The organism is Microbispora sp. NBRC 16548, assembly GCF_030268985.1.
Lineage (GTDB): Bacteria > Actinomycetota > Actinomycetes > Streptosporangiales > Streptosporangiaceae > Microbispora > Microbispora catharanthi.
In genome coordinates this window covers 493,680-512,745 of the sequence record NZ_BSSF01000003.1, presented here as the reverse complement: position 1 = coordinate 512,745, position 19,066 = coordinate 493,680, and the positions used below count along the sequence as shown (strand labels likewise).

The 19,066-nt window shown below is 71.3% G+C and carries 15 protein-coding genes; 12 read left to right on the top strand and 3 right to left on the bottom strand.

Annotated features, from left to right (window positions below):
• Positions 1 to 301: 301 nt before the first annotated feature.
• The 7 genes from QSK36_RS10200 to QSK36_RS10170 all read left to right on the top strand — a co-directional run bounded on the left by QSK36_RS10200 (position 302) and on the right by QSK36_RS10170 (position 10,401).
• On the top strand, positions 302 to 1,489 hold the full coding sequence (locus tag QSK36_RS10200; protein ID WP_285782183.1) for a hypothetical protein: 1,188 nt from the start codon (positions 302 to 304) through the stop codon (positions 1,487 to 1,489).
• Positions 1,490 to 1,865: 376 nt separating this feature from the next.
• On the top strand, positions 1,866 to 3,920 hold the full coding sequence (locus tag QSK36_RS10195) for a DUF4082 domain-containing protein (protein ID WP_285782182.1): 2,055 nt from the start codon (positions 1,866 to 1,868) through the stop codon (positions 3,918 to 3,920).
• A gap of 182 nt (positions 3,921 to 4,102) precedes the next feature.
• Entirely contained in the window at positions 4,103 to 5,230 is a 1,128-nt protein-coding gene (locus tag QSK36_RS10190) for an ice-binding family protein (protein ID WP_285782181.1), read from the top strand.
• A 101-nt stretch (positions 5,231 to 5,331) separates the two neighbouring features.
• A complete protein-coding gene (gene rffA, locus QSK36_RS10185) occupies positions 5,332 to 6,486 on the top strand; it encodes a dTDP-4-amino-4,6-dideoxygalactose transaminase (RefSeq protein WP_285782180.1) in 1,155 nt (384 codons plus the stop codon).
• Positions 6,487 to 6,599: 113 nt separating this feature from the next.
• A complete protein-coding gene (locus QSK36_RS10180) occupies positions 6,600 to 7,082 on the top strand; it encodes a GtrA family protein (RefSeq protein WP_183531233.1) in 483 nt (160 codons plus the stop codon).
• Positions 7,083 to 7,101: 19 nt separating this feature from the next.
• Entirely contained in the window at positions 7,102 to 7,800 is a 699-nt protein-coding gene (locus QSK36_RS10175) for a class I SAM-dependent methyltransferase (RefSeq protein WP_182901995.1), read from the top strand.
• A gap of 348 nt (positions 7,801 to 8,148) precedes the next feature.
• Positions 8,149 to 10,401, top strand: a complete 2,253-nt coding sequence (locus QSK36_RS10170; RefSeq protein WP_285782179.1) for a hypothetical protein — start codon at positions 8,149 to 8,151, stop codon at positions 10,399 to 10,401.
• Here the strand turns inward: QSK36_RS10170 and QSK36_RS10165 are convergent.
• Together QSK36_RS10165 and QSK36_RS10160 are read right to left on the bottom strand one after the other, a co-directional pair.
• Entirely contained in the window at positions 10,368 to 11,102 is a 735-nt protein-coding gene (locus tag QSK36_RS10165) for a WbqC family protein (RefSeq protein ID WP_285782178.1), read from the bottom strand. The genes QSK36_RS10170 and QSK36_RS10165 overlap by 34 nt on opposite strands.
• Positions 11,099 to 12,118 carry a glycosyltransferase family 2 protein gene (locus QSK36_RS10160; RefSeq protein WP_502883298.1) on the bottom strand — a complete coding sequence of 340 codons (1,020 nt, stop codon included), beginning with the start codon at positions 12,116 to 12,118 and terminating at the stop codon, positions 11,099 to 11,101. Before QSK36_RS10160 ends, QSK36_RS10165 begins: the two co-directional genes overlap by 4 nt.
• A gap of 202 nt (positions 12,119 to 12,320) precedes the next feature.
• Here QSK36_RS10160 and QSK36_RS10155 point away from each other — a divergent pair, with 202 nt between their 5' ends.
• The 4 genes from QSK36_RS10155 to QSK36_RS10140 are packed head-to-tail and all read left to right on the top strand — an operon-like array spanning position 12,321 to position 16,210.
• Positions 12,321 to 12,836, top strand: coding sequence for a GNAT family N-acetyltransferase (locus tag QSK36_RS10155; RefSeq protein WP_285782177.1), 516 nt, complete (start codon positions 12,321 to 12,323; stop codon positions 12,834 to 12,836).
• A gap of 37 nt (positions 12,837 to 12,873) precedes the next feature.
• Complete coding sequence (locus QSK36_RS10150; protein ID WP_285782176.1) at positions 12,874 to 13,941, top strand: glucose-1-phosphate thymidylyltransferase; 1,068 nt, start codon at positions 12,874 to 12,876, stop codon at positions 13,939 to 13,941.
• Positions 13,938 to 14,915 carry a dTDP-glucose 4,6-dehydratase gene (rfbB, locus tag QSK36_RS10145; RefSeq protein WP_285782175.1) on the top strand — a complete coding sequence of 326 codons (978 nt, stop codon included), beginning with the start codon at positions 13,938 to 13,940 and terminating at the stop codon, positions 14,913 to 14,915. Before QSK36_RS10150 ends, rfbB begins: the two co-directional genes overlap by 4 nt.
• Before the next feature lie 38 nt (positions 14,916 to 14,953).
• Entirely contained in the window at positions 14,954 to 16,210 is a 1,257-nt protein-coding gene (locus tag QSK36_RS10140) for a nucleotide sugar dehydrogenase (RefSeq protein WP_285782174.1), read from the top strand.
• An 80-nt stretch (positions 16,211 to 16,290) separates the two neighbouring features.
• Here QSK36_RS10140 and QSK36_RS10135 read toward each other — a convergent pair whose 3' ends face one another.
• Positions 16,291 to 17,106 (bottom strand): peptidoglycan recognition protein family protein, encoded by an 816-nt coding sequence (locus QSK36_RS10135; protein ID WP_225897456.1) that lies wholly within the window; start codon positions 17,104 to 17,106, stop codon positions 16,291 to 16,293.
• A gap of 469 nt (positions 17,107 to 17,575) precedes the next feature.
• Between QSK36_RS10135 and QSK36_RS10130 the strand changes: the two genes are divergently transcribed.
• Positions 17,576 to 18,931, top strand: a complete 1,356-nt coding sequence (locus QSK36_RS10130; RefSeq protein WP_285782173.1) for an MFS transporter — start codon at positions 17,576 to 17,578, stop codon at positions 18,929 to 18,931.
• Positions 18,932 to 19,066: the final 135 nt, after the last annotated feature.

Here is a 19,066-nt window from a genome sequence, read left to right as displayed (position 1 = left end):
GGCTAGCGAAGGATAGCGGCGACCGCATATCGCCCGGCGACATGCGCAGAAGCGGAGAGTTCCCTGCAGGGCGGATGCCGTTTCGCATTTCGCGCGCTCTGTAAGCGCCGCCGGTGCGGGGCCGGGTAAACCACCCTCAAAGAGCAGGGCGAGGGATGCGTGTGGAATCGGCGCGCCCCGGCCATCCGGCGGCCGGAACACCCACGTGGCGGTTTCCCCGGGAAAAGAATTCGCCGGGATTTCGCGCCGGCCCGGGAGTGGGCATCAGAAGCTGGATTTCTCGCTGGAAGGACGGGTTCGCGTGAATCCTCGGGAAAGTGGGGCGACGTCGCGGTCGCCCGGCGGGACGGGCGCACTGCGGCGTGCCGTCGCCGCGGTGGTCGCCACAGTGGTCGCCGGGGTGGTCGCCGGCGGGGTCATGGCGCTGTCCGCTCCGGCCGACGCGGGCGTCACGGCGAGCGGGACCACGTCCGCGACCCTCGGCCACGGCCCGCGAGGGCCGAAGGCGGGCACGGAATGCGGTCCCGGGTCCGGGCTTCCGCACGGTTCGGCGAACCGCGGCGCGAAGAAGGCGAAGAAGCGGCCGTGCGCGCCGCGGGGCGTACGCCCGACGGACGGGCGGGGCGCACGGGGAGGGGCCACCGACACGTTCGCCGCGCCGCCCTGGCCCTGGGACGACGAGGCCGGAGAAGGCGTCGCTGCCGCTCCGCCGTCCGCGCCGCCGGGGGCGACGAAGGTCGCCGCGCCGGTGCGGCCGGCCGGCCCCGCGGCAGCCGTACCTCTGTGGGACGACGACGGCGGGCCCCGCGACTCGAGTGGCGCCGCCGGGCCCTTCATGTCCGCGCCGCCCTGGCTGTCCGGAGCCGGTGGGCCGGCCGGTCCATTCGTCCCGTTCGGCTCGTCCGGCGAGCGGGGAGCCGCGGGCCCGGCCGGGCCGGCGGGGGAGACCGGCGAGCGGGGGCCGCAGGGGCCACCCGGGCCGGAAGGGCGGGAAGGACCGGCCGGACCCGAAGGACCCGAAGGACCCGCAGGACCGGAAGGACCCGAGGGAAAGACCGGGCCGGAAGGACCACCCGGGCCCGCGGGTCCCGCAGGACCTCAGGGACCGGCCGGACCGGAGGGGAAGGCCGGTCCGCAAGGCCCACCCGGGCCCGCCGGCCCCACGACGAGCGTGGACTCGAGCTCGTTCGTCGGCAATCCAGGCTCGCTCCTGACGTTCCTCGGCCGCGTCCCCGGTGACGGCAGGACCCTGGTCAGGGATCCCCGTACGAACACCTGGTACGACCTGTCCCACGTCGCGGGCTACCCCGGCGGCGTGCTGGCCGTCTCGGTGGACGCCGAGCTCGCGGGCACGGGCAACGACCTGTACGTGACCGTGGCCACCGCCGATCGGGTGGCGCAGACCCGGTGCACGGTCTTCCCGGCGCCGGGCACCGGCGGAGTCCCCGCCTGGCCGGGCAACTGCCGTCCGTTCACCGTCCTGTCCTGACCGTCCGGGGCCGGGCGGCGCTCCCGCCCGGCCCGCCGGAAACGTCCGGGGCGGAAAAGGCGATTCGCTTATCTGGAAATGCGATTAAAGGGGAGGTGGACGCAGCAAAGGGAGCGCACCGTATGGAAACTCCGAAGGCCCTGGAGTACTATCCAACCCGAGCGGGCATTTCGTAGATCTTTTTCGCCCGCGCATAGATCCTCTTCATCGGCGAGGCAATCACCCATTCCGTGGCGGCCTTCTTCGCGTCATCGTTTGCGCATCGCATCTGTCGGCTCCGCGAGTCGATTCGCATAGAAAGTCCCACTGCGACGCGCATGGTTATGTGGCATTCGTCCGGTTACGCGAGAAAGGTCGGGAAATGAATGGCAATGCGATGAAACGCGGGCGGGAGCCCGCCCTGCGGAAGACGGGTGGCGGACGCCGCCCCGGCTCCGGCGGAACCGTCCGGCGCCGCCTTTCGGCCACCCTCACGGCGCTGCTCGCCGTCCTCGCACTGGGGGTCGCGATCCCCGGAGGCGCGAGCGCCGACCCGCCCCTGACCGTCGGCGACGCCGACACCTACGCGGTGCTGGCGGGGACGTCGGTGACGAACACGAACCTCACCTCGATCACCGGAGACCTCGGGGTGAGCCCAGGGACCACGGTGACCGGCTTCCCGCCCGGCACCGTGAGCGGCTCCATCCGGACCGGCGCCGCCGCCGCCGCCGCGAAGGCCGACGTGGTCGACGCGTACAACACCATCGCCGTCATGCCCTCGAACGCCACGATCCCGCCCGCCCTCGGCGGGACGACCAGGCCCCCCGGCGTCTACGACTCCACCGGCGGCCCCTTCAACATCAACGGCACGCTCACGCTCGACGCGCAGGCCGACCCAGACGCCGTCTTCGTCTTCCGGGGCTCCACCCTCACCGCCGGCGGCGTGAGCAACATCGCCCTGATCAACGGCGCCCAAGAAGACAACGTGTACTGGGAGCTCACGGGCACCGCGTCGCTGGGCACGTTCTGCACCTTCCGGGGGAACGTGCTCGCCTCCGGCGCGGTGTCGGTCAGCTCGGGCGCCGCGGTGTACGGACGCCTGTTCTCGCTCAACAACACGATCGGCCTGCAGGGCACCACGAGCCTCCCGGCCACCCGCGTGACGGTGCCGAACAACCCGCCCACGACCACGACCCTGACCTCCTCGCTCAACCCGTCCGACACGGGCGACGGGGTGACCTTCACGGCCAACGTCCAGGCGCAGTCGGGGTCGATCGTCCCCGCGGGCTACGTGGCGTTCAAGGACGGGACGACGGTCATCGGCACGGACTACCACGACGACGGGCATCCCGCCAAGCTCACCACGTCGAGCCTCGCCGCCGGGCAGCACCGGATCACGGCCGTCTACCTCGGCGGCGACACCTTCAACGGCGAGCAGGTCATCCACTTCGCCCCGAGCACGTCGCCGGAGCTGGTGCAGAGCGTGTCGAGCGTCAGTCTGTGGAGCGACAGCGTGACCCCCGACCAGGCGTCACGGAACGACCCGCAGGCGGTGGTGGTCGGCGTGAAGTTCCAGTCGGCGGTGGACGGCGTGATCACGGGCATCCGGTTCTACAAGGGCCCGCAGAACACCGGGACCCACACCGGCAGCTTATGGACGGCCGGCGGCCAGAAGCTCGCCACCGTGACCTTCACGAACGAGACCGACACCGGGTGGCAGCGGATGGACTTCCCCAACCCCGTCGCCATCAGCTCCGGCACCACGTACATCGCGTCGTACCACACCACGTCCGGCTTCTACGCGATGGACCGGCCGTACTTCAACAACCAGTACACCAACGGGCCCCTGACCGCGCCCTCCGACAACGCGTCCGGCGGCAACGGGGTGTACGCCTACAGCGCCACCGACACCTTCCCGACCAGCAGCTACCGGGCGTCGAACTACTGGGTCGACGTGATGTTCACTCCCGCGCAGACGCTCTGGGACAACACCGATACCCCCGCGGTCGTCAACCAGCCCGACGACCAGGACGCGACGCTCGGCGTGAAGTTCACCTCCACGACCGGCGGCCTGGTCACCGGCGTCCGCTTCTACAAGGGCCCGCAGAACACCGGGACCCACATCGGCAGCCTGTGGACGACCGGCGGCACGCAGCTGGCGACCGCGACCTTCGCGAACGAGACCGCCAGTGGGTGGCAGCAGGTCGACTTCCCCGATCCCGTTCCCATCACCGCGGGCACCACCTATGTCGTCTCGTACCACACCTCGGGGCGCTACTCGCTGACCAGGCCGTACTTCACCTCGCCGCGCAGCAACGGACCCCTGACCGCGCCCTCCGACAGCGCGTCGGGCGGCAACGGGGTGTACGCCTACAGCGCCACCGACACCTTCCCGGCCAGCACCTTCCGATCGTCGAACTACTGGGTCGACGTCGTGTTCCAGCAGGGCTGAACGAAACGGCCGGCGCCGGGCAAAGAACGGGCAACAAAACGCCCCCGCCCGGTGTCCGGCCGCGCCCCTGCCGATCCCCTTACCCAATGCTTACGCGCGGGCAGGCCGCCGCGACCCGCCGATCGACCCGTCCGGGCCGATCACGCGGCAAGGCCGGATCCCCGAGAAGGAGGAGTCCTCTCATGGCGGCAGTCGCCGGTCACCGCCGGTTTCTCCCACGCGGCGCCACCGCGGTGTGGGTGTACGCGGCCCTCGTCGCCGCCCTGATCGCGGGCGTCCTCGTCGTGATGGACGGCCGTGCGAGCGCGGACCAGCCCCCGGTCGACCTCGGCGCCGCCGAGCACACGGCGGTGCTGGCGGCGGGCACGGTCATCAGCGCGAACGCGACCCTGATCACCGGGGACGTCGACGTGAGCCCCGGCACCGCCGTCACCGGCTTCCCGCCGGGCGTGGTCGAGGGGGAGGTTCACGCCGGTGACGCCGAGGCGGCGCAGGTGATGGACGACGCGACCGCCGCGTACGACGACATCTCGGATCGGGGCCCCGCCGTCACCGTGCCCGCCGAACTCGGCGGGACCCGCAGGACCCCCGGCGTCTACGACTCGGCGGACGGGACGTTCCGCATCGACGGGACGCTCACCATCGACGCCGGGGGGAACCCGGACGCGGTCTTCATCTTCCGCGCGAGCACGCTGACCACGGCCAGGGTCAGCAACGTCATGCTGATTGGCGGAGCACAGGCGGACAACATCTTCTGGCAGGCCACCGAGGGCGCAACCCTCGGGACGTACTCCACCTTCCGCGGCACCGTCCTGGCCCGCGGCTCGATCAAGGTCGCGGAGGGCGCCGTCATCGACGGGCGGACCCTCCTGCTCGACAACACGGTCACGATCGAGGGCACCACCGAGGCGGACAACGGGATCGACCGCGCGAACGAGGTCGACGCGATCGTCCCGCCGCCGACCCGCGTCACGCTGCCGTTCGACCCCGGCACGACGACCCAGCTGACCTCCTCGCCGAACCCCTCCCAGGCGAAGTTCCCGGTCACGTTCACCGCGCGGGTGCGTCCCCGCAGTGGCACGCTGGTGCCCGCCGGGAGGGTGGTCTTCAAGGACAACGGCGTCGTCATCGGCTCGGGCATGCAGACCGGCGCCGACACGCCCGCCACGTTCACGACCTCGGCGCTGTCGATCGGGGAGCACCACATCACCGCCGTCTACCTCGGCGGTCTCACGGCGCAGGCCGAGGCGTGGGTGCGCTTCGCGCCCAGCACCTCGAACGAGGTGGTGCAGGTCGTCAACGCCAGATAGCCCGGCCGGCCCCCGCCCCCGTCGTAAGGCTTGCGCCATGATTCGCCAACCACGCGCGGCGGCGGCGGGGCGGGGGCGCGGGGCCGTTGTTCACTACGGCGGTGAGCACAACCAGCCTGAAGGCTGTCCCCTTCAACCGGACCCACGTCGCGGACAACGAGCTCGCCTACCTCTCTGAGGCGATACGCCGAGGGTCCACCTGCGGGGACGGGCCGTTCACCGAGCGGGCCGGCCGGCTCCTGTGCGAACTGACCGGCGCCGGCCGCGCCCTGCTGACGACCTCGTGCACGCACGCCCTGGAGATGTCGGCGATCCTGCTGGACCTGCGGCCCGGCGACGAGGTCCTCATGCCGTCGTTCACGTTCGTGTCGACCGCCAACGCCTACGCCCTGCGCGGGGCGGTGCCGGTGTTCGTGGACTGCAGGCCCGACACCCTGAACATCGACGAACGCCTGATCGAGGCCGCGATCACCGAGCGGACCAGGGCCGTGGTGGTCGTCCACTACGCCGGGGTGGGCTGCGAGATGGACGCGATCGGCGCGGTGGCGCGACGCCACGGCCTGGCCCTGATCGAGGACAACGCGCACGGGCTGGGCGGCTCCTACCGGGGGCGGCCCCTCGGGTCGTTCGGGTGCATGGCGGCGCAGAGCTTCCACGCGACGAAGAACGTGCAGTGCGGGGAGGGGGGCGCCCTGCTCGTCAACGACGCCGCCCTCGCCGCCCGTGCCGAGATCATCCGGGAGAAGGGCACGGACCGCAGCCGGTTCTTCCGGGGACAGGTCGACAAGTATCAGTGGGTCGACATCGGGTCGAGCTATCTGCCCTCGGACGTCCTGGCCGCCATGCTGACCGCCCAGCTGGAGTCGTTCGGCACGATCCAGCGGCTGCGCCAGGCGGTCTGGCGCGACTACCACGAGGGACTGGCGGACTGGGCGGCCGAGAACGGGGTGGCGCAGCCGGCCGTTCCCGGCGACCGCGCGCATCCGGCGCACCTCTATCACCTGCTCCTGCCCGACCTGCGCAACCGGCAGGCGTTCATCGCCCACCTCGCGGCGCACGGCGTGCAGGCGGCGTTCCACTACCAGCCGCTGCACAGCTCCCCGGCCGGTCTGCGGCACGGCAGGACCGCCCCCGGCGGCTGCCCGGTCACCGAGAACGTCGCGGACCGGCTCGTACGGCTGCCGCTGTTCGCGGGTCTCGGCGAGGCCGGCGCGGCTCGTGTCGTCGACGCGGTGCGCGGCTACGAGGTGCGCTGACAGTGGGTCGGAACGCCGCCGGGTTCGCCCCGAAATCCACGTCAGGGCACGCGCCGGGATCCACCCGGGGTCACGGCCCGGGTCCCGGTCCGCGTCACGATCGCCGGCCGGCCGTGCCCTCCGGCGACCGGCGCGGCACGGACGCCGGAGGCCGCCCGCCCGCGGCGCGCCGTCACCTCGCGCGGCGGGTCCTGTCCGCGGCGCTCGACCGGCGGCGCGTGCTCTACCTGGGCAGCGGCGCGATGTCGGCCGTGGTGTACTACGCGATCCTCGGCGTCCAACTGGCCGCGCTCGGGCATCGGGTCCCTTACCTCATCCTGCTCGTGACCAGCCAGTTCGCCGCCTCGGTCGTCGTCTATCCGTGGTATCGGCTGATGGTCTTCCGCGTGTCCGGATCGTCCTGGGTGCTGGGCCACCTGCGGTTCTACGCCGTCGGGCTGGGCTTCCTCGCGGCGTCGGTCACGGGCGTTCCGCTCCTGGTGGAGCTCGCCGGGATTCCGATCATGGTGGCCCAGGCGGTGGTCATCGTCGTGAACGTGCCGCTGAGCTACCTGGTGCACAGACTCTGGACGTTTCCGGCCCGCCGTAAGAACTGATCAACAGGGAAGGCTGCCCATGGAGGCCACTGACATCCGCCGTACGGTCGAGCTGGAGGACCGGCACTGGTGGTACCGGGAGCGGCGCGCCATGCTCGCCCGGGAGCTGCGGCGGCTCGGCCCGCCCGGCAGGGCACTCGACATCGGCGCCGCGGGCGGCGGCAACACGCGCGTGCTGGTCGAGCACGGGTGGGACGCGCTGGCGGCCGACTACTCCGAGACCGCGGTCGAGCTGGCCGTCCGGCGGGGCCTGCGGGCGATCCACGCCGACGCGTGCGACCTGCCGCTGCCCGGCGAGTCCTTCGACCTCGTGCTCGCATTCGACGTGCTCGAGCACATCGAGGACGACCACACGGCCGCCCGTGAGCTGGTGCGCGTGCTGCGGCCGGGTGCTCGCGCGCTGATCACGGTCCCGTGCGACATGGCGCTGTGGTCGGCGCACGACGTGGCGTCCTTCCACTTCCGCAGGTACGCCCGGGAGGAACTGACCGCCCTGCTGCGCGGGGCCGGACTGGTCGTCGACCGCATGTGGAGCTGGAACGTGCTGATGCGGCCGATCGTGGCCTGGCGCAGGAAGCGCACCAGCGGCTCCGACGTCACGGACGTGCCGCGCCTGGTCAACCTGGGTCTGGGCGCCGTGGTCGCGGCCGAGAGATATCTGCCCGTCAAATCGCTTCCGGGAGTCACCCTGGTCGTGCGGGCGCACCGTCCTTCGTGACGGAGTTTCACGGGACGCCGGAAAGGCGATTCGCGATTTCCGCGTTTCCGGCCGGTGAGCGGGACACCCGCAAAAGAATGTCAAGGATTCCGCCCGGAACGAGGTCGCGGGCGAATTCGCGGTGCCGCCGCCGCGAGAATCGCACGCATGGCTGACACCTCGCCTCGGGAAATCCCTGCGACGGGCCCGCCCCGATCGAATGGGAAAGCGCTGTTCGATTCGGTCGCGAGGAGCGCGACCGGGGGAAGTCCGCGGACCCGGAGCCCGATGAAATCCCCGCAGGAATCGATGACCGGTGCGGCGATGAATGCCGCGCCGGCGAACGGCGCACCGGCGCGGCGAATGCCGGTGAGATGGGCGCCGGCCGTCGTGGTGCTCGCGCTGACAGCGGTCGCGCTGAGCCGCTACGGCGTCCGCGTCTCCGACATGGCCCGTTTCTGCGGCTACGTCGTCGCCTGTCTCGCGGTGCCGGGAACGCTGCTGGTCCGGGCCCTCTACCGGGGTGACCGCTCCCGGGCCGAGGAGGTCGCGCTCGGCCTGGCCCTCGGATACGCCCTGGAGGTGTTCGCCTACGTCGCGGCCCGCGCCGTGGGGGCGCCGCTGCTCGTCCTCGCGTGGCCGGTCGCGACGTACGCCGCCTTCCTCCTCGTGCCCCGCCTGCGGCGGCACTGGAGGAGCGCCCCCGCCACGGCCCGCTCGCCGGTCTGGTGGTCCTGGTCGCTGGCCCTCGTCGTCGCCTACCTCGTGATCTGGAGCGCCGTCAACTTCTTCCGGACGCAGGCCCTCACCTGGCCGGCGCTCGGTGCGTCGTACCCCGACATGCCCCTGCACCTGGCGTTCATCGGCGAGCTGCGGCACCACGTGCCTCCGACGATGCCGATCGTCGCGGGAGAGTCCCTGCCGTACCACTGGTTCGTCTACGCCCACTTCGCCGCGGCGAGCTGGGTGACCGGCGTCGAGCCGCTGGTGCTGCTGTTCCGCCTCGGCATGCTGCCGATGATCGCGGCGCTCGTCGTCCTGCTGGGCATGGTCGCCCGGCGCGTGACCGGGTCGCGGGCCGCGGCGCTGCTCGCCCTCGCCGCCGTCTTCCTCGTCGCGGCGCCCAACCTCTACCTCGGCTCGGTTGGCGGGGCGCTGGTGTGGAAGCCCGTGCAGTCGTGGTCGAGCCCCACTCAGACCTTCGGCGCGCTGCTGTTCGTCCCGGTCTTCCTCCTGCTGACCGATCTGCTGGAGAACCGGCGGCTCCTGGAGAACCGGCGGAATCCGCGGGAGTGGCTCCTGCTGGGGGTCTTCCTGGCGGCCGTCATGGGGGCCAAGGCGACGTACCTGCCCCTGCTCACGGCGGGCCTGGCGGCGGTGGCCGTCGTCGAGGCGGTGCGGCGCCGCCGCCCGCCGGGCCCGGCTCTGGCGGCTCTCGGCATGAGCGCCGCCTTCCTGATGTACGCCCAGCTCGTCCTGTACGGCGGGGTGCGCGGCGGAACGACGGCCGCCCCGCTGTCCCTGATGCGCGTGACGTGGGGCGGCGTGGTCGGCGACGGAGGGCCGCTCGGGGGGCCGGTGACGACGGTCCTCGGGCTCACCCTCCTGTGCGTCCTGTCCGGAGCCGTCGCCTGGTGCGGGACGCTCGGCCTGCTCAGCCGGCCCCGGGCGCTCGCCAGGCCCGCCGTCGTGCTGACCCTCGGCATGAGCCTGGCCGGGCTGGTCGTGGCGCTGCTCTTCGGGCATCCCGGCCTGTCGGAGATCTACTTCCTCCAGGCGCCCTATCCCTATCTGGCGATCGTCTCGGTCTACGGGCTCGTCACCGTCGTGCGCCGGTCGGGGACGTCGCCGCTGTCCATCGTGTGCGCCGCCGGCGCCGGAGCCGTCGCCGCCTACTGCATCCGGATCCTCTGCGACGTGCGGGTCCCGCTGCCCGACGGCGAGTCCCTCGGCGTGCTCGCCCTGCCGTACGCCGCCCTGCTGGTCTTCGTGGGGTTGACCGCGGTCGGGCTGGTGGCCGCGCGGCGCGGCGGACCGCGCTCGTTCGCTCTCACGCTGGCCGTGACCTCGGCGTTCGCCGCGCCGGCCGCCTGGTTCACCCGGGTGCTTCCGGTGACCTACAAGGCCCCGGTGGTCGCGGCGGAGGACGCCGAGCGCGGGGCGCGGGCCGAGGCGATGCCGCAGGGCATCGTGACCGCCGCGCGGTGGCTGCGCGACCATTCCCGTCCCGGCGACGTCGTCGCCACGAACCTGCACTGCCGCCTCGGCGTCGACGGCCCCTGCGACAGCCGCGCGGCCTGGGTGTCTGCGCTGACCGAGCGGCGGGTGCTCGTCGAGGGATGGGCGTACGCGACGGCGAACCTGGACCGGTGGAGTCCGGGCCAGGTGCTCTGGTATCTGCCGTTCTGGGACCGCGAGCGGCTCCGGGCGAACGAGGCGCTGTTCGCCGCGCCCTCGGCGCAGGCGGCCCGGTCGCTGCGGGACCGTTACGGGGTGCGCTGGCTGTTCGTGGACGAGCGGCTGACGGTCCCCGGCGCGAGGCTCGGAGACGTCGCCGCCCCGCGGTTCCGCTCCGGGGACTTCACCGTCTACGAGATCGCCGGCCCGGCTGCGGAGCGCTGAGCGCTCTTGAGATACCGCGCGCTCTTGAGATATCGGGCGGCGGCCGGCCCGGTGTTGAAGATCAGATCGAGCACGCTGACGTGGTGGTCGAACGGCGGGTGCGCCTGCGGATACTCCGGATAGCCGGAGTAGTCGAACCACCGGACCCCGATCCCGGCCCGGTCGAAGAGGCTCTCGTCCAGGTACGCGCGGGCGGCCGGGCCGGTGAGGTACTCGTCGGCGCCCGCCTTGCGGCACAGGTCCACAAGACGCTCGGTCTTGGCGCCCGCCGCGCCGTAGTCCTCGGCGCGGCTGAGGATCGCCGGGATGCCGAGCAGATCCAGCAATCCTTCCAGGAAGTGCCGGTTGATGTCCGACAGCCGGTCGCCGCGGCAGTCGAGGTAGAGCCGTTCGACCGCCGGCGCGACCTCCTCGAAGCAGGGGGCCTTGCGGTAGGTCTGCGCGAGCAGGAGCCAGTGCGCGCGGGGCCACTCCATGTCGCTCGCGACCACCTCGTTGATCAGGCGGCCGCGCGGGCCCCGCCGTACCGGGATCGACAGCCACTTCGGTCCGGCCGCCGTCTTGATCAGGTTGCGGTTGCGCCAGTCCCTGTCGGTGTACTGCACGTCGTCGAACAGGATGAACTCGTCGACGTGCGCGATCAGGTCGAAGTACCCCTTCCAGGGGATGTAGTTCGACTGCACGATGGCGACCCGCTTCACGCGCTCCACCCCTCAGGCCCGCCCGTCACCGTCATCGGCTGCGCCGCACCGCTCTCCACCCGGGTGCGGACGATGTAGGTGGGGCGTCCCATCCTCTCGACGTGGATCCTGCCGAGGTACTCCCCGATGATGCCCAGCGCGATCATCTGGGCGGACGCGAACAACGCGATCATCGACGCGGTCGAGGTGAAGCCCTTCACCGTGCTGTCGCCCGACCAGTACGTCCACAGGAAGACCGTCAGCAGGACGATGCCGAACGCCCCGGTCAGCAGGCCGAAATAGGTCACCAGGCGCAGCGGGAGCGTGCTGTACCCGACGAACACGCCGATCGCGTGGCGGACGAGCATCGCGGGCGTGTAGTTGGAGCGGCCGACGAGCCGGCTCTGCATCCGCACCTCTACGGTGCCGACCCTGGTGGTCGCCCAGGAGAAGGCGATGTCGATCTGCGTGTGCGGGCCCCCGACGCCGTCCAGCGACTCCCGCAGGAAACTCCGGAAGGCGCGGAACGCGGAGATGTCCGCGCCGTTTTCCGCGCCGAACCGCCCGGAAAGGCCAGACTTCAGCGATTTGGAGGCGAAATCGCGGATTCGCCCGTGCGTCCCGCCGCTCGGCACTCCGTACACGATGTCGAGGTCGGGCCCCAGGCCCGCCAGGAGCCGGGGAATCTCCTCCGGCGGATGCTGCAGGTCGTCGTCCATCGTCACCATGACCTCGTAACGCGCGCACCGGATGCCCGCGACCAGGGCGTTGTGCTGCCCGTAGTTGCGGGCCAGCAGCACGGCGCGGACGCTGTCGTGCCGCTCGACGAGGCCCTGGGCCACCTCCCACGTGTCGTCGGGCGAGCCGTCCACGACGAGCACGACCTCGAAGAGGTTCGCGGCGGCGGGCAGAACGGCGAGAAGGCGTTCCACCAGGGCCGGCAGTGTCCGGGCGGATCGGTAACAGGGGATCACAACGGATACGTTGGTCATGGCGTCATTGTGATGAGCGGCTGTCGGCCTCCTCGTGCCGCACATCCGAATTTGCGGGATATTGAGAAACCCGATCCGCACCTTTCACGCTCGTTCGCAATGTGGCCCGCCGGGTCCGTGCGGATCCGCGCATAGCATTGGCGACTGGCGGGCGGCCGAACGGAATTCCGCGGCACCGCCCGGGAGAAAAGCGCGGGACGATTCCGTTCCCTCTGCGCGGCTCCCGCATGCCCGATGAGGGGAGATCATGGACGTCACATTGAGGCCGGTCCGCGAGGCGGACCTCGACGTTTTCGAAGCGGAACGGGCGACGCCCGAGGCGCGGGGCGAATTCCAGTGGTACGGATATCGCCACTCCGGCGCGCTGCGCCGCCAGTTCGCGGAAAACGGCCTGCTCGGCGACGACTACGGGCGGCTGGCCATCGACTCCGGCGGGGACACCGCCGGATGGGTGGCCTGGTGGAAGACGGCCTGGGGACCCGAGACGACGTGCTGGTGCTGGGCGATCGGAATCTGCGTCTTCACGGGCTTCCGCAACCGCGGCATCGGCACCGAGGCGCAGCGCCTGCTGGCGGACTACCTGTTCGCGCACACCCGGGCCGAGCGCCTCCAGTGCTTCACCGACGTGGCCAACATCGGCGAGCAGCGCGCGGTGGAGAAGATCGGGTTCGTGCGTGAGGGAGTCCTGCGGCGAGCCCAGTGGCGCGACGGCGGCTGGCACGACCAGGTCCTCTACTCGCTGCTCCGCGGTGAGCCGCGATGAGCCGCCCACCGGATATCGGGGAAGGACGCGAACAGCGGTGAAGGCACTCGTCCTGGCGGGCGGCAAGGGCACGAGGCTGCGCCCGCTGACCCATACCTCGGCCAAGCAGCTCGTCCCCGTCGCCAACAAGCCGGTGCTCTTCTACGGGCTGGAGGCGATCAGGGACGCCGGCATCACCGACGTCGGGATCATCGTCGGCGACACGGGCCGGGAGGTCCGCGAGGCCGTCGGCGACGGCTCGGCGTTCGGGCTCGACGTCACCTACATCCCCCAGGAGGCGCCGCTCGGGCTGGCGCACTGCGTCCTCGTCGCGCGGGAGTTCCTGGCCGGCGACCCGTTCGTCATGTACCTGGGCGACAACTTCCTGGTCGGCGGCATCCGCGGCCTTGTCGACGCCTTCCGCGCCGAAGAGTGCGACGCCCGCATCCTGCTCACCCGGGTGGCCGAGCCCCAGTTCTACGGCGTGGCCGAGCTCGGCCCGGACGGGGAGATCGTCGCGCTGGAGGAGAAGCCCGAGCACCCGCGCAGCGACCTGGCGATCGTCGGGGTCTACACGTTCTCCCCGGCCGTCCACGAGGCCGTACGCGCGATCAGGCCGTCCGCGCGGGGCGAGCTGGAGATCACCGACGCGATCAAGTGGCTCATCGACACCGGGCACCGCGTGCGGTCGCACTTCGTCACCGGCTACTGGCGCGACACCGGCCGCCTCCAGGACATGCTGGAGTGCAACCGCATCGTGCTGGAGGCGGTCGAGCCCGACGTCGCGGGGACCGTGGACGGGCTGTCGGAGGTGAGCGGGCGCGTGGTGATCGCCCCCGGCGCCGTGGTCGAGGGCTCGGTCATCCGCGGCCCGGCGGTGATCGGCGCCGACACTAAGATCATCGGCTCGTACGTCGGGCCGTACACCTCGATCGGCGAGGGCTGCGTGATCGAGGACGCCGAGGTGGACTACAGCATCGTGCTCGCCGACTCGGCCATCCGCGGCGTCCGCGGCATGACCCACTCGCTGATCGGCCGCAACGCGGAGGTCACGAAGGCGACCGGGGTGCCCAACGCCTACCAGCTCATGATCGGAGACCACAGCAAGGTGCAGGTTCGCGCATGAAGCTCCTCGTCGCCGGCGCGGCCGGCTTCATCGGCTCCCACTACGTCCGCTCGCTGCTGTCGGGCGCCTACCCCGGGTATGAGGACGCCCGGGTCACGGTGCTGGACACGCTCACCTACGCCGGCAACCCGGCCAACCTCGCCCCCGTGGAGAGCGACCCCGCCTTCACGTTCGCGTACGGCGACGTGTGCGACGCGGAGCTGCTGCGCGAGCTGGTCCCCGGGCACGACGTGGTGGTGAACTTCGCCGCCGAGACCCACGTCGACCGTTCGATCACCGGTGCGGGCGACTTCGTGACGACCAACGTGCTGGGCACGCAGCGGCTGCTGCAGGCCGCTCTGGAGGCGGACGTCCGCACGTTCGTCCAGGTGTCCACCGACGAGGTGTACGGCTCGATCGACGAGGGGACGTGGACGGAGGCGGAGCCGCTGCTGCCGAACTCGCCCTACTCGGCCGCCAAGGCCGGGGCCGACCTGCTCTGCCGCGCCTACCACCGCACGTACGGACTGGACGTCCGGGTGACCCGGTGCTCCAACAACTACGGGCCGTACCAGTACCCGGAGAAGGTCGTCCCGCTGTTCGTCACCAACCTGATCGACGGGCGGCCCGTGCCCCTGTACGGCGACGGGCGCAACGTGCGGGAGTGGCTGCACGTGGACGACCACTGCCGGGGCATCCAGCTCGTGCTGGACAAGGGAGAGCCCGGCGAGGTCTACAACGTCGGCGGCGGGGTCGAGCTGAGCAACCTCGACCTCACCCGCCGCATCCTCGACGCCTTCGGCGCGGGATGGGAGATGGTCGAGCAGGTGCCCGACAGGCCGGGGCACGACCGGCGCTACGCGCTGGACAGCGGCAGGATCCGGGCGATCGGCTACGCGCCCCGGGTGGACTTCGACGAGGGACTCGCCGGCGTCGTGCGCTGGTATCGGGACCACCAGGACTGGTGGCGCCCGCTCGTGAACCGCCGCGGCTGAGACGGCACATCGTGACAGACAAGGGACGGGGGTCCTTGATGGAGAAGCTGGTCGTGGTGGGGCAGGGCTACGTCGGCCTGCCGCTCGCCGTGCGCGCCGTGCACGCCGGGTTCGACGTGGTGGGCGTCGAGGTGGACGAGTGGCGGGTCAAGCGTCTCAACGCCGCCCAGTCGTACGTCGAGGACATCGGCGACGACGCGCTCGCGGCGGCGCACGCGACGGGCCGTTACCGGGCCAGCGCGGACTACGCCGACGCCGAGGGCTTCGACGTCTGCGTGATCACCGTGCCGACGCCGCTGACCGACGGCGTGCCCGACCTCAGCCACATCGCGGCGGCCGGCCGGTCGCTCGCCCCGCGCCTGCGGGCGGGCGCGACCGTGGTGCTGGAGTCGACCACCTATCCGGGGACGACGGAGGAGTACCTGCGCCCGATCCTGGAGGAGGGATCGGGCCTGCGCGCCCCCGGCGACTTCCACCTCGGCTACAGCCCCGAGCGGATCGACCCCGGCAACGCGCGGTGGCGCCTGGAGAACACGCCGAAGGTCGTCTCCGGCCTCGACGCCGCCGCCCTCGCGCGGGTCCGCGCCTTCTACGAGGCCGTCGTCGAGCGGGTCGTCCCGGTGTCCTCGCCGCAGGTGGCCGAGTTGTGCAAGCTCCTGGAGAACACCTTCAGGCACGTCAACATCGCCCTGGTCAACGAGCTGTCGGTCTTCGCCGGGCAGCTCGGCATCGACGTGTGGGAGGCCATCGACGCCGCCTCCACCAAGCCGTTCGGCTACATGCGCTTCACTCCGGGGCCCGGCGTCGGCGGCCACTGCCTGCCGATCGACCCGTCGTACCTGTCCTGGAAGGTCAAGCGCAGCCTGGGGCACAGCTTCCGGTTCGTGGAGCTGGCCAACGACGTCAACGACCACATGCCCGCGCATGTCGTCGACCGGCTGGTGCTGGCGCTGAACGACCGGCGCAAGGCTCTGAACGGCAGCCGGGTGCTCCTGCTCGGCCTGTCGTACAAGAAGAACACCGGCGACTGCCGCGAGTCCCCGGCGCTCGAGGTGGCCAGGCACCTGCGCAAGCTGGGCGCGGACGTGCGCGCGGCCGATCCGCACGTCGACCTCGCCCTCGTGCCCGAGGGGGTGGCGATCGCCGAGGCGTCGCCGCGGGAGATCGCGGCGGCCGACGCCGTCGTGGTCCTCACCGACCACGACTGTTTCGACTACGCCCTGGTCCAGCGCGAGAGCGCCTTCGTGTTCGACACGCGCAACCGCTGCCGGGGGCCGAACGTCGAGCGGATCTGACGCAAGGCGCCACTCGGGCGGTCCCCTCCCGGAGGGGACCGCCCGTGCCGTTTCAGCGGGGCCGTTTCAGTAGGGCCGTTTCAGCGGGACAGGTCGTGCGGGCCGACCGCGGGACCGTGCTCCAACGGCAGGTCGCCGATGAGAGCGGCCCCCTCGTACGGACCGTCGGGCAGCGCGAGCCGCGGCGGCGGGGGCTCGGCCCGCCCGTCCCCGCGCCCGCCCAGGCGGCGCGCGACGTCGTCGCGCAACCGCGGCAGGTACGCGTAGAGGCGGTCGCCGGGGCAGGCGGTCCTGTTGAGGTCACGGTGTCCGACGATGGCCTCGTGCGGGTCGAGCTCGTAGGCGTCGCACAGCCAGGCCAGCAGGGCGGTCAGCGCGGACAGCTGCCGGTCCGGGGGCAGGCAGGACGTGTACGTCCCCTCGGTCTCGATGCCCAGCGTGTGGTCGTTGTGGTCGGCGGCCTGCGCGCCCATCACGTGCTTGCCCGCCTCGACGGCCGGCAGCGAGCGGTTGCGGCCCTCCATGACGTATCCGCCCCGGCTGACGGTGAACTGCTCGCCGATGTCCTCCCAGCCGTTGTGCTTCATGTGGTAGCGCTGGATCGTCCGCGACAGACGGAAGGCCGCGTCGAGGTCGGTCGCGCCCGTGTTCGCCGTCGCCGTGTGGTGGACGACGAGCCGGTCGGGCGCACGGTCGAGCACCTCGGCCTTGCTCCTGGGCGGATCGGCCTTCCAGTCGGACCGCGTGTACACGCGCGGCCGCCGCGGGCGGTTCGCGGCCCAGACGGGCGTGGCCGTCGCGACGAGCCCGCCCTGCGCGGTCAGCATCGCCATGGGCAGGCACGCCGACCAGAGGAGCCCCGTCGAAAGAAACGCGCGGCGCGAGACCGCTGGCATCCGTCCTCCCCGAGTGCGCGGGGCCCTCGGGGGCCCTCGTACGGCGGGAGGCGGCATCGATATCCCCTTTCCCCGCCGCGATATTCCTGTGGACGGAAAACCGGTCACATGTCAACCGAAATGTCCGTGCCATGCCGTGGCGGAAAACGCCGTAGTCCGGTCATGGAATGGCACTACCGCGATCGCGGGAATTTCCCGAAATACCCGCGTACGGGTCGCGGTGAGGCTGCTGACCTTGTGTGACGGCGACCGGCCGGAGACGGCGCGAAGGACGACACGCGGATGAAACGCAGGCCGCGTGAGGGGCGCGCCCGTGTTAACCCGATGTTGCGTCCGTTATGCGTGTGGATTGCATGTTTCGCGGGTGCGGCACATGTAACGGCCGCACGGTCACGCATGGTCAAAGTGCGTAACGCGCTCTTCCTAGCTTCTGTTACCGGCCCCAGCTGATGAGGACGCAGGAGGAACGATGACGGCGACGCAGGCGGCGACACACGGGAAGGGCCGCTGGATCGGTGACTGGCGACCGGACGATCCCGCTTTCTGGGAGAGCACCGGCAAGAAGGTGGCCCGGCGGAACCTGGTGTTCTCGATCCTGGCCGAGCATCTCGGCTTCACGCTGTGGACCGTCTGGAGCATCGTCGCGGTCAAGCTCGGCGCCTACAAGTTCTCCACCGACCAGCTGTTCTGGATCGTCTCGCTGCCCAACCTCGTGGGCTCCGCGCTGCGCATCCCCTACACCTTCGCGCCCGCCCGGTTCGGCGGCCGGAACTGGACGGTGATCAGCGCGACGCTGCTGCTGGTGCCCGCCGTCCTGCTCGCGGTGGCGGTGAACGACCCGGGCACGCCCTACTGGGCCTTCCTGCTGATCGCGGCGACGGCCGGGCTCGGCGGCGGCAACTTCGCCTCCAGCATGGCCAACATCACCTACTTCTACCCGCAGAACAGGCAGGGCGCCGCCCTCGGCCTGAACGCGGCCGGCGGCAACATCGGCGTCAGCTCCGTGCAGTTGCTGATGCCGCTGGTCATCGCCGGGTTCGGGCTGGCCGCGGCCGGGTTGTTCTGGGTGCCCTTCGTCCTGGCCGCCGCCGCCGGGGCGTACTTCTGCATGGACAACCTCACCTCGGCCAAGGCCGAGCCGAGGGAGATGGCCAAGGCGGCCGGCCGGGCGCAGACCTGGATCATGTCGGTCCTCTACATCGGCACGTTCGGCTCGTTCATCGGCTACTCGACCGCGTTCCCGCTGCTCATCAAGTCGCAGTTCCCCGAGCACGCCTCGCTCACCTCGCTGGCGTTCCTCGGCCCGCTGGTCGGGTCGCTCATCCGGCCGGTCGGCGGCTGGCTGTCGGACCGCCTCGGCGGCGCCTCGGTGACGTTCTGGAACTTCGCCGCGATGATCGCCTCTGTCCTGCTCGTCTGGCGAGCCATGTCGGCCCACGACTTCGTGCTGTTCTTCGCCGCGTTCATGCTGCTGATCGGCACCGCGGGCGTCGGCAACGGCTCCACGTACCGGATGATCCCGGCGATCTTCCGGGCGAAGGCGGTGACCGGCGTCGAGCACGGCACCCCCGCGTACGAGGAGGCGCTGGCGACCGGCAAGCGCGACGCCTCGGCGGCGATCGGGTTCATCTCCGCGGTGGGCGCCTTCGGCGGGTTCTTCATCAACCGCGGGTTCGGCAGCTCCATCTCCGCCACCGGCGGCGCGGGAGCGGCGCTGGCGGCCTTCGCCGCCTTCTACGCCGTCTGCTTCGCGCTCACCTGGTTCTGCTACATGCGCACCCTCGGAGCGAAGTCGGCGCCGAGCCTGGCGGCCGCCCGGGTCTGAGACGCGGCCTTTCGCGGGCGCCCGCACGGGCGCCCGCCTTTTCCGGGCTCATGCCTCACAAGCGGCGACAGCACAAGTGAGCTTTCGAGACGACGGGGTCTCTCACACGCCGCGCTCGCCGAAGTTAGCGCGGTT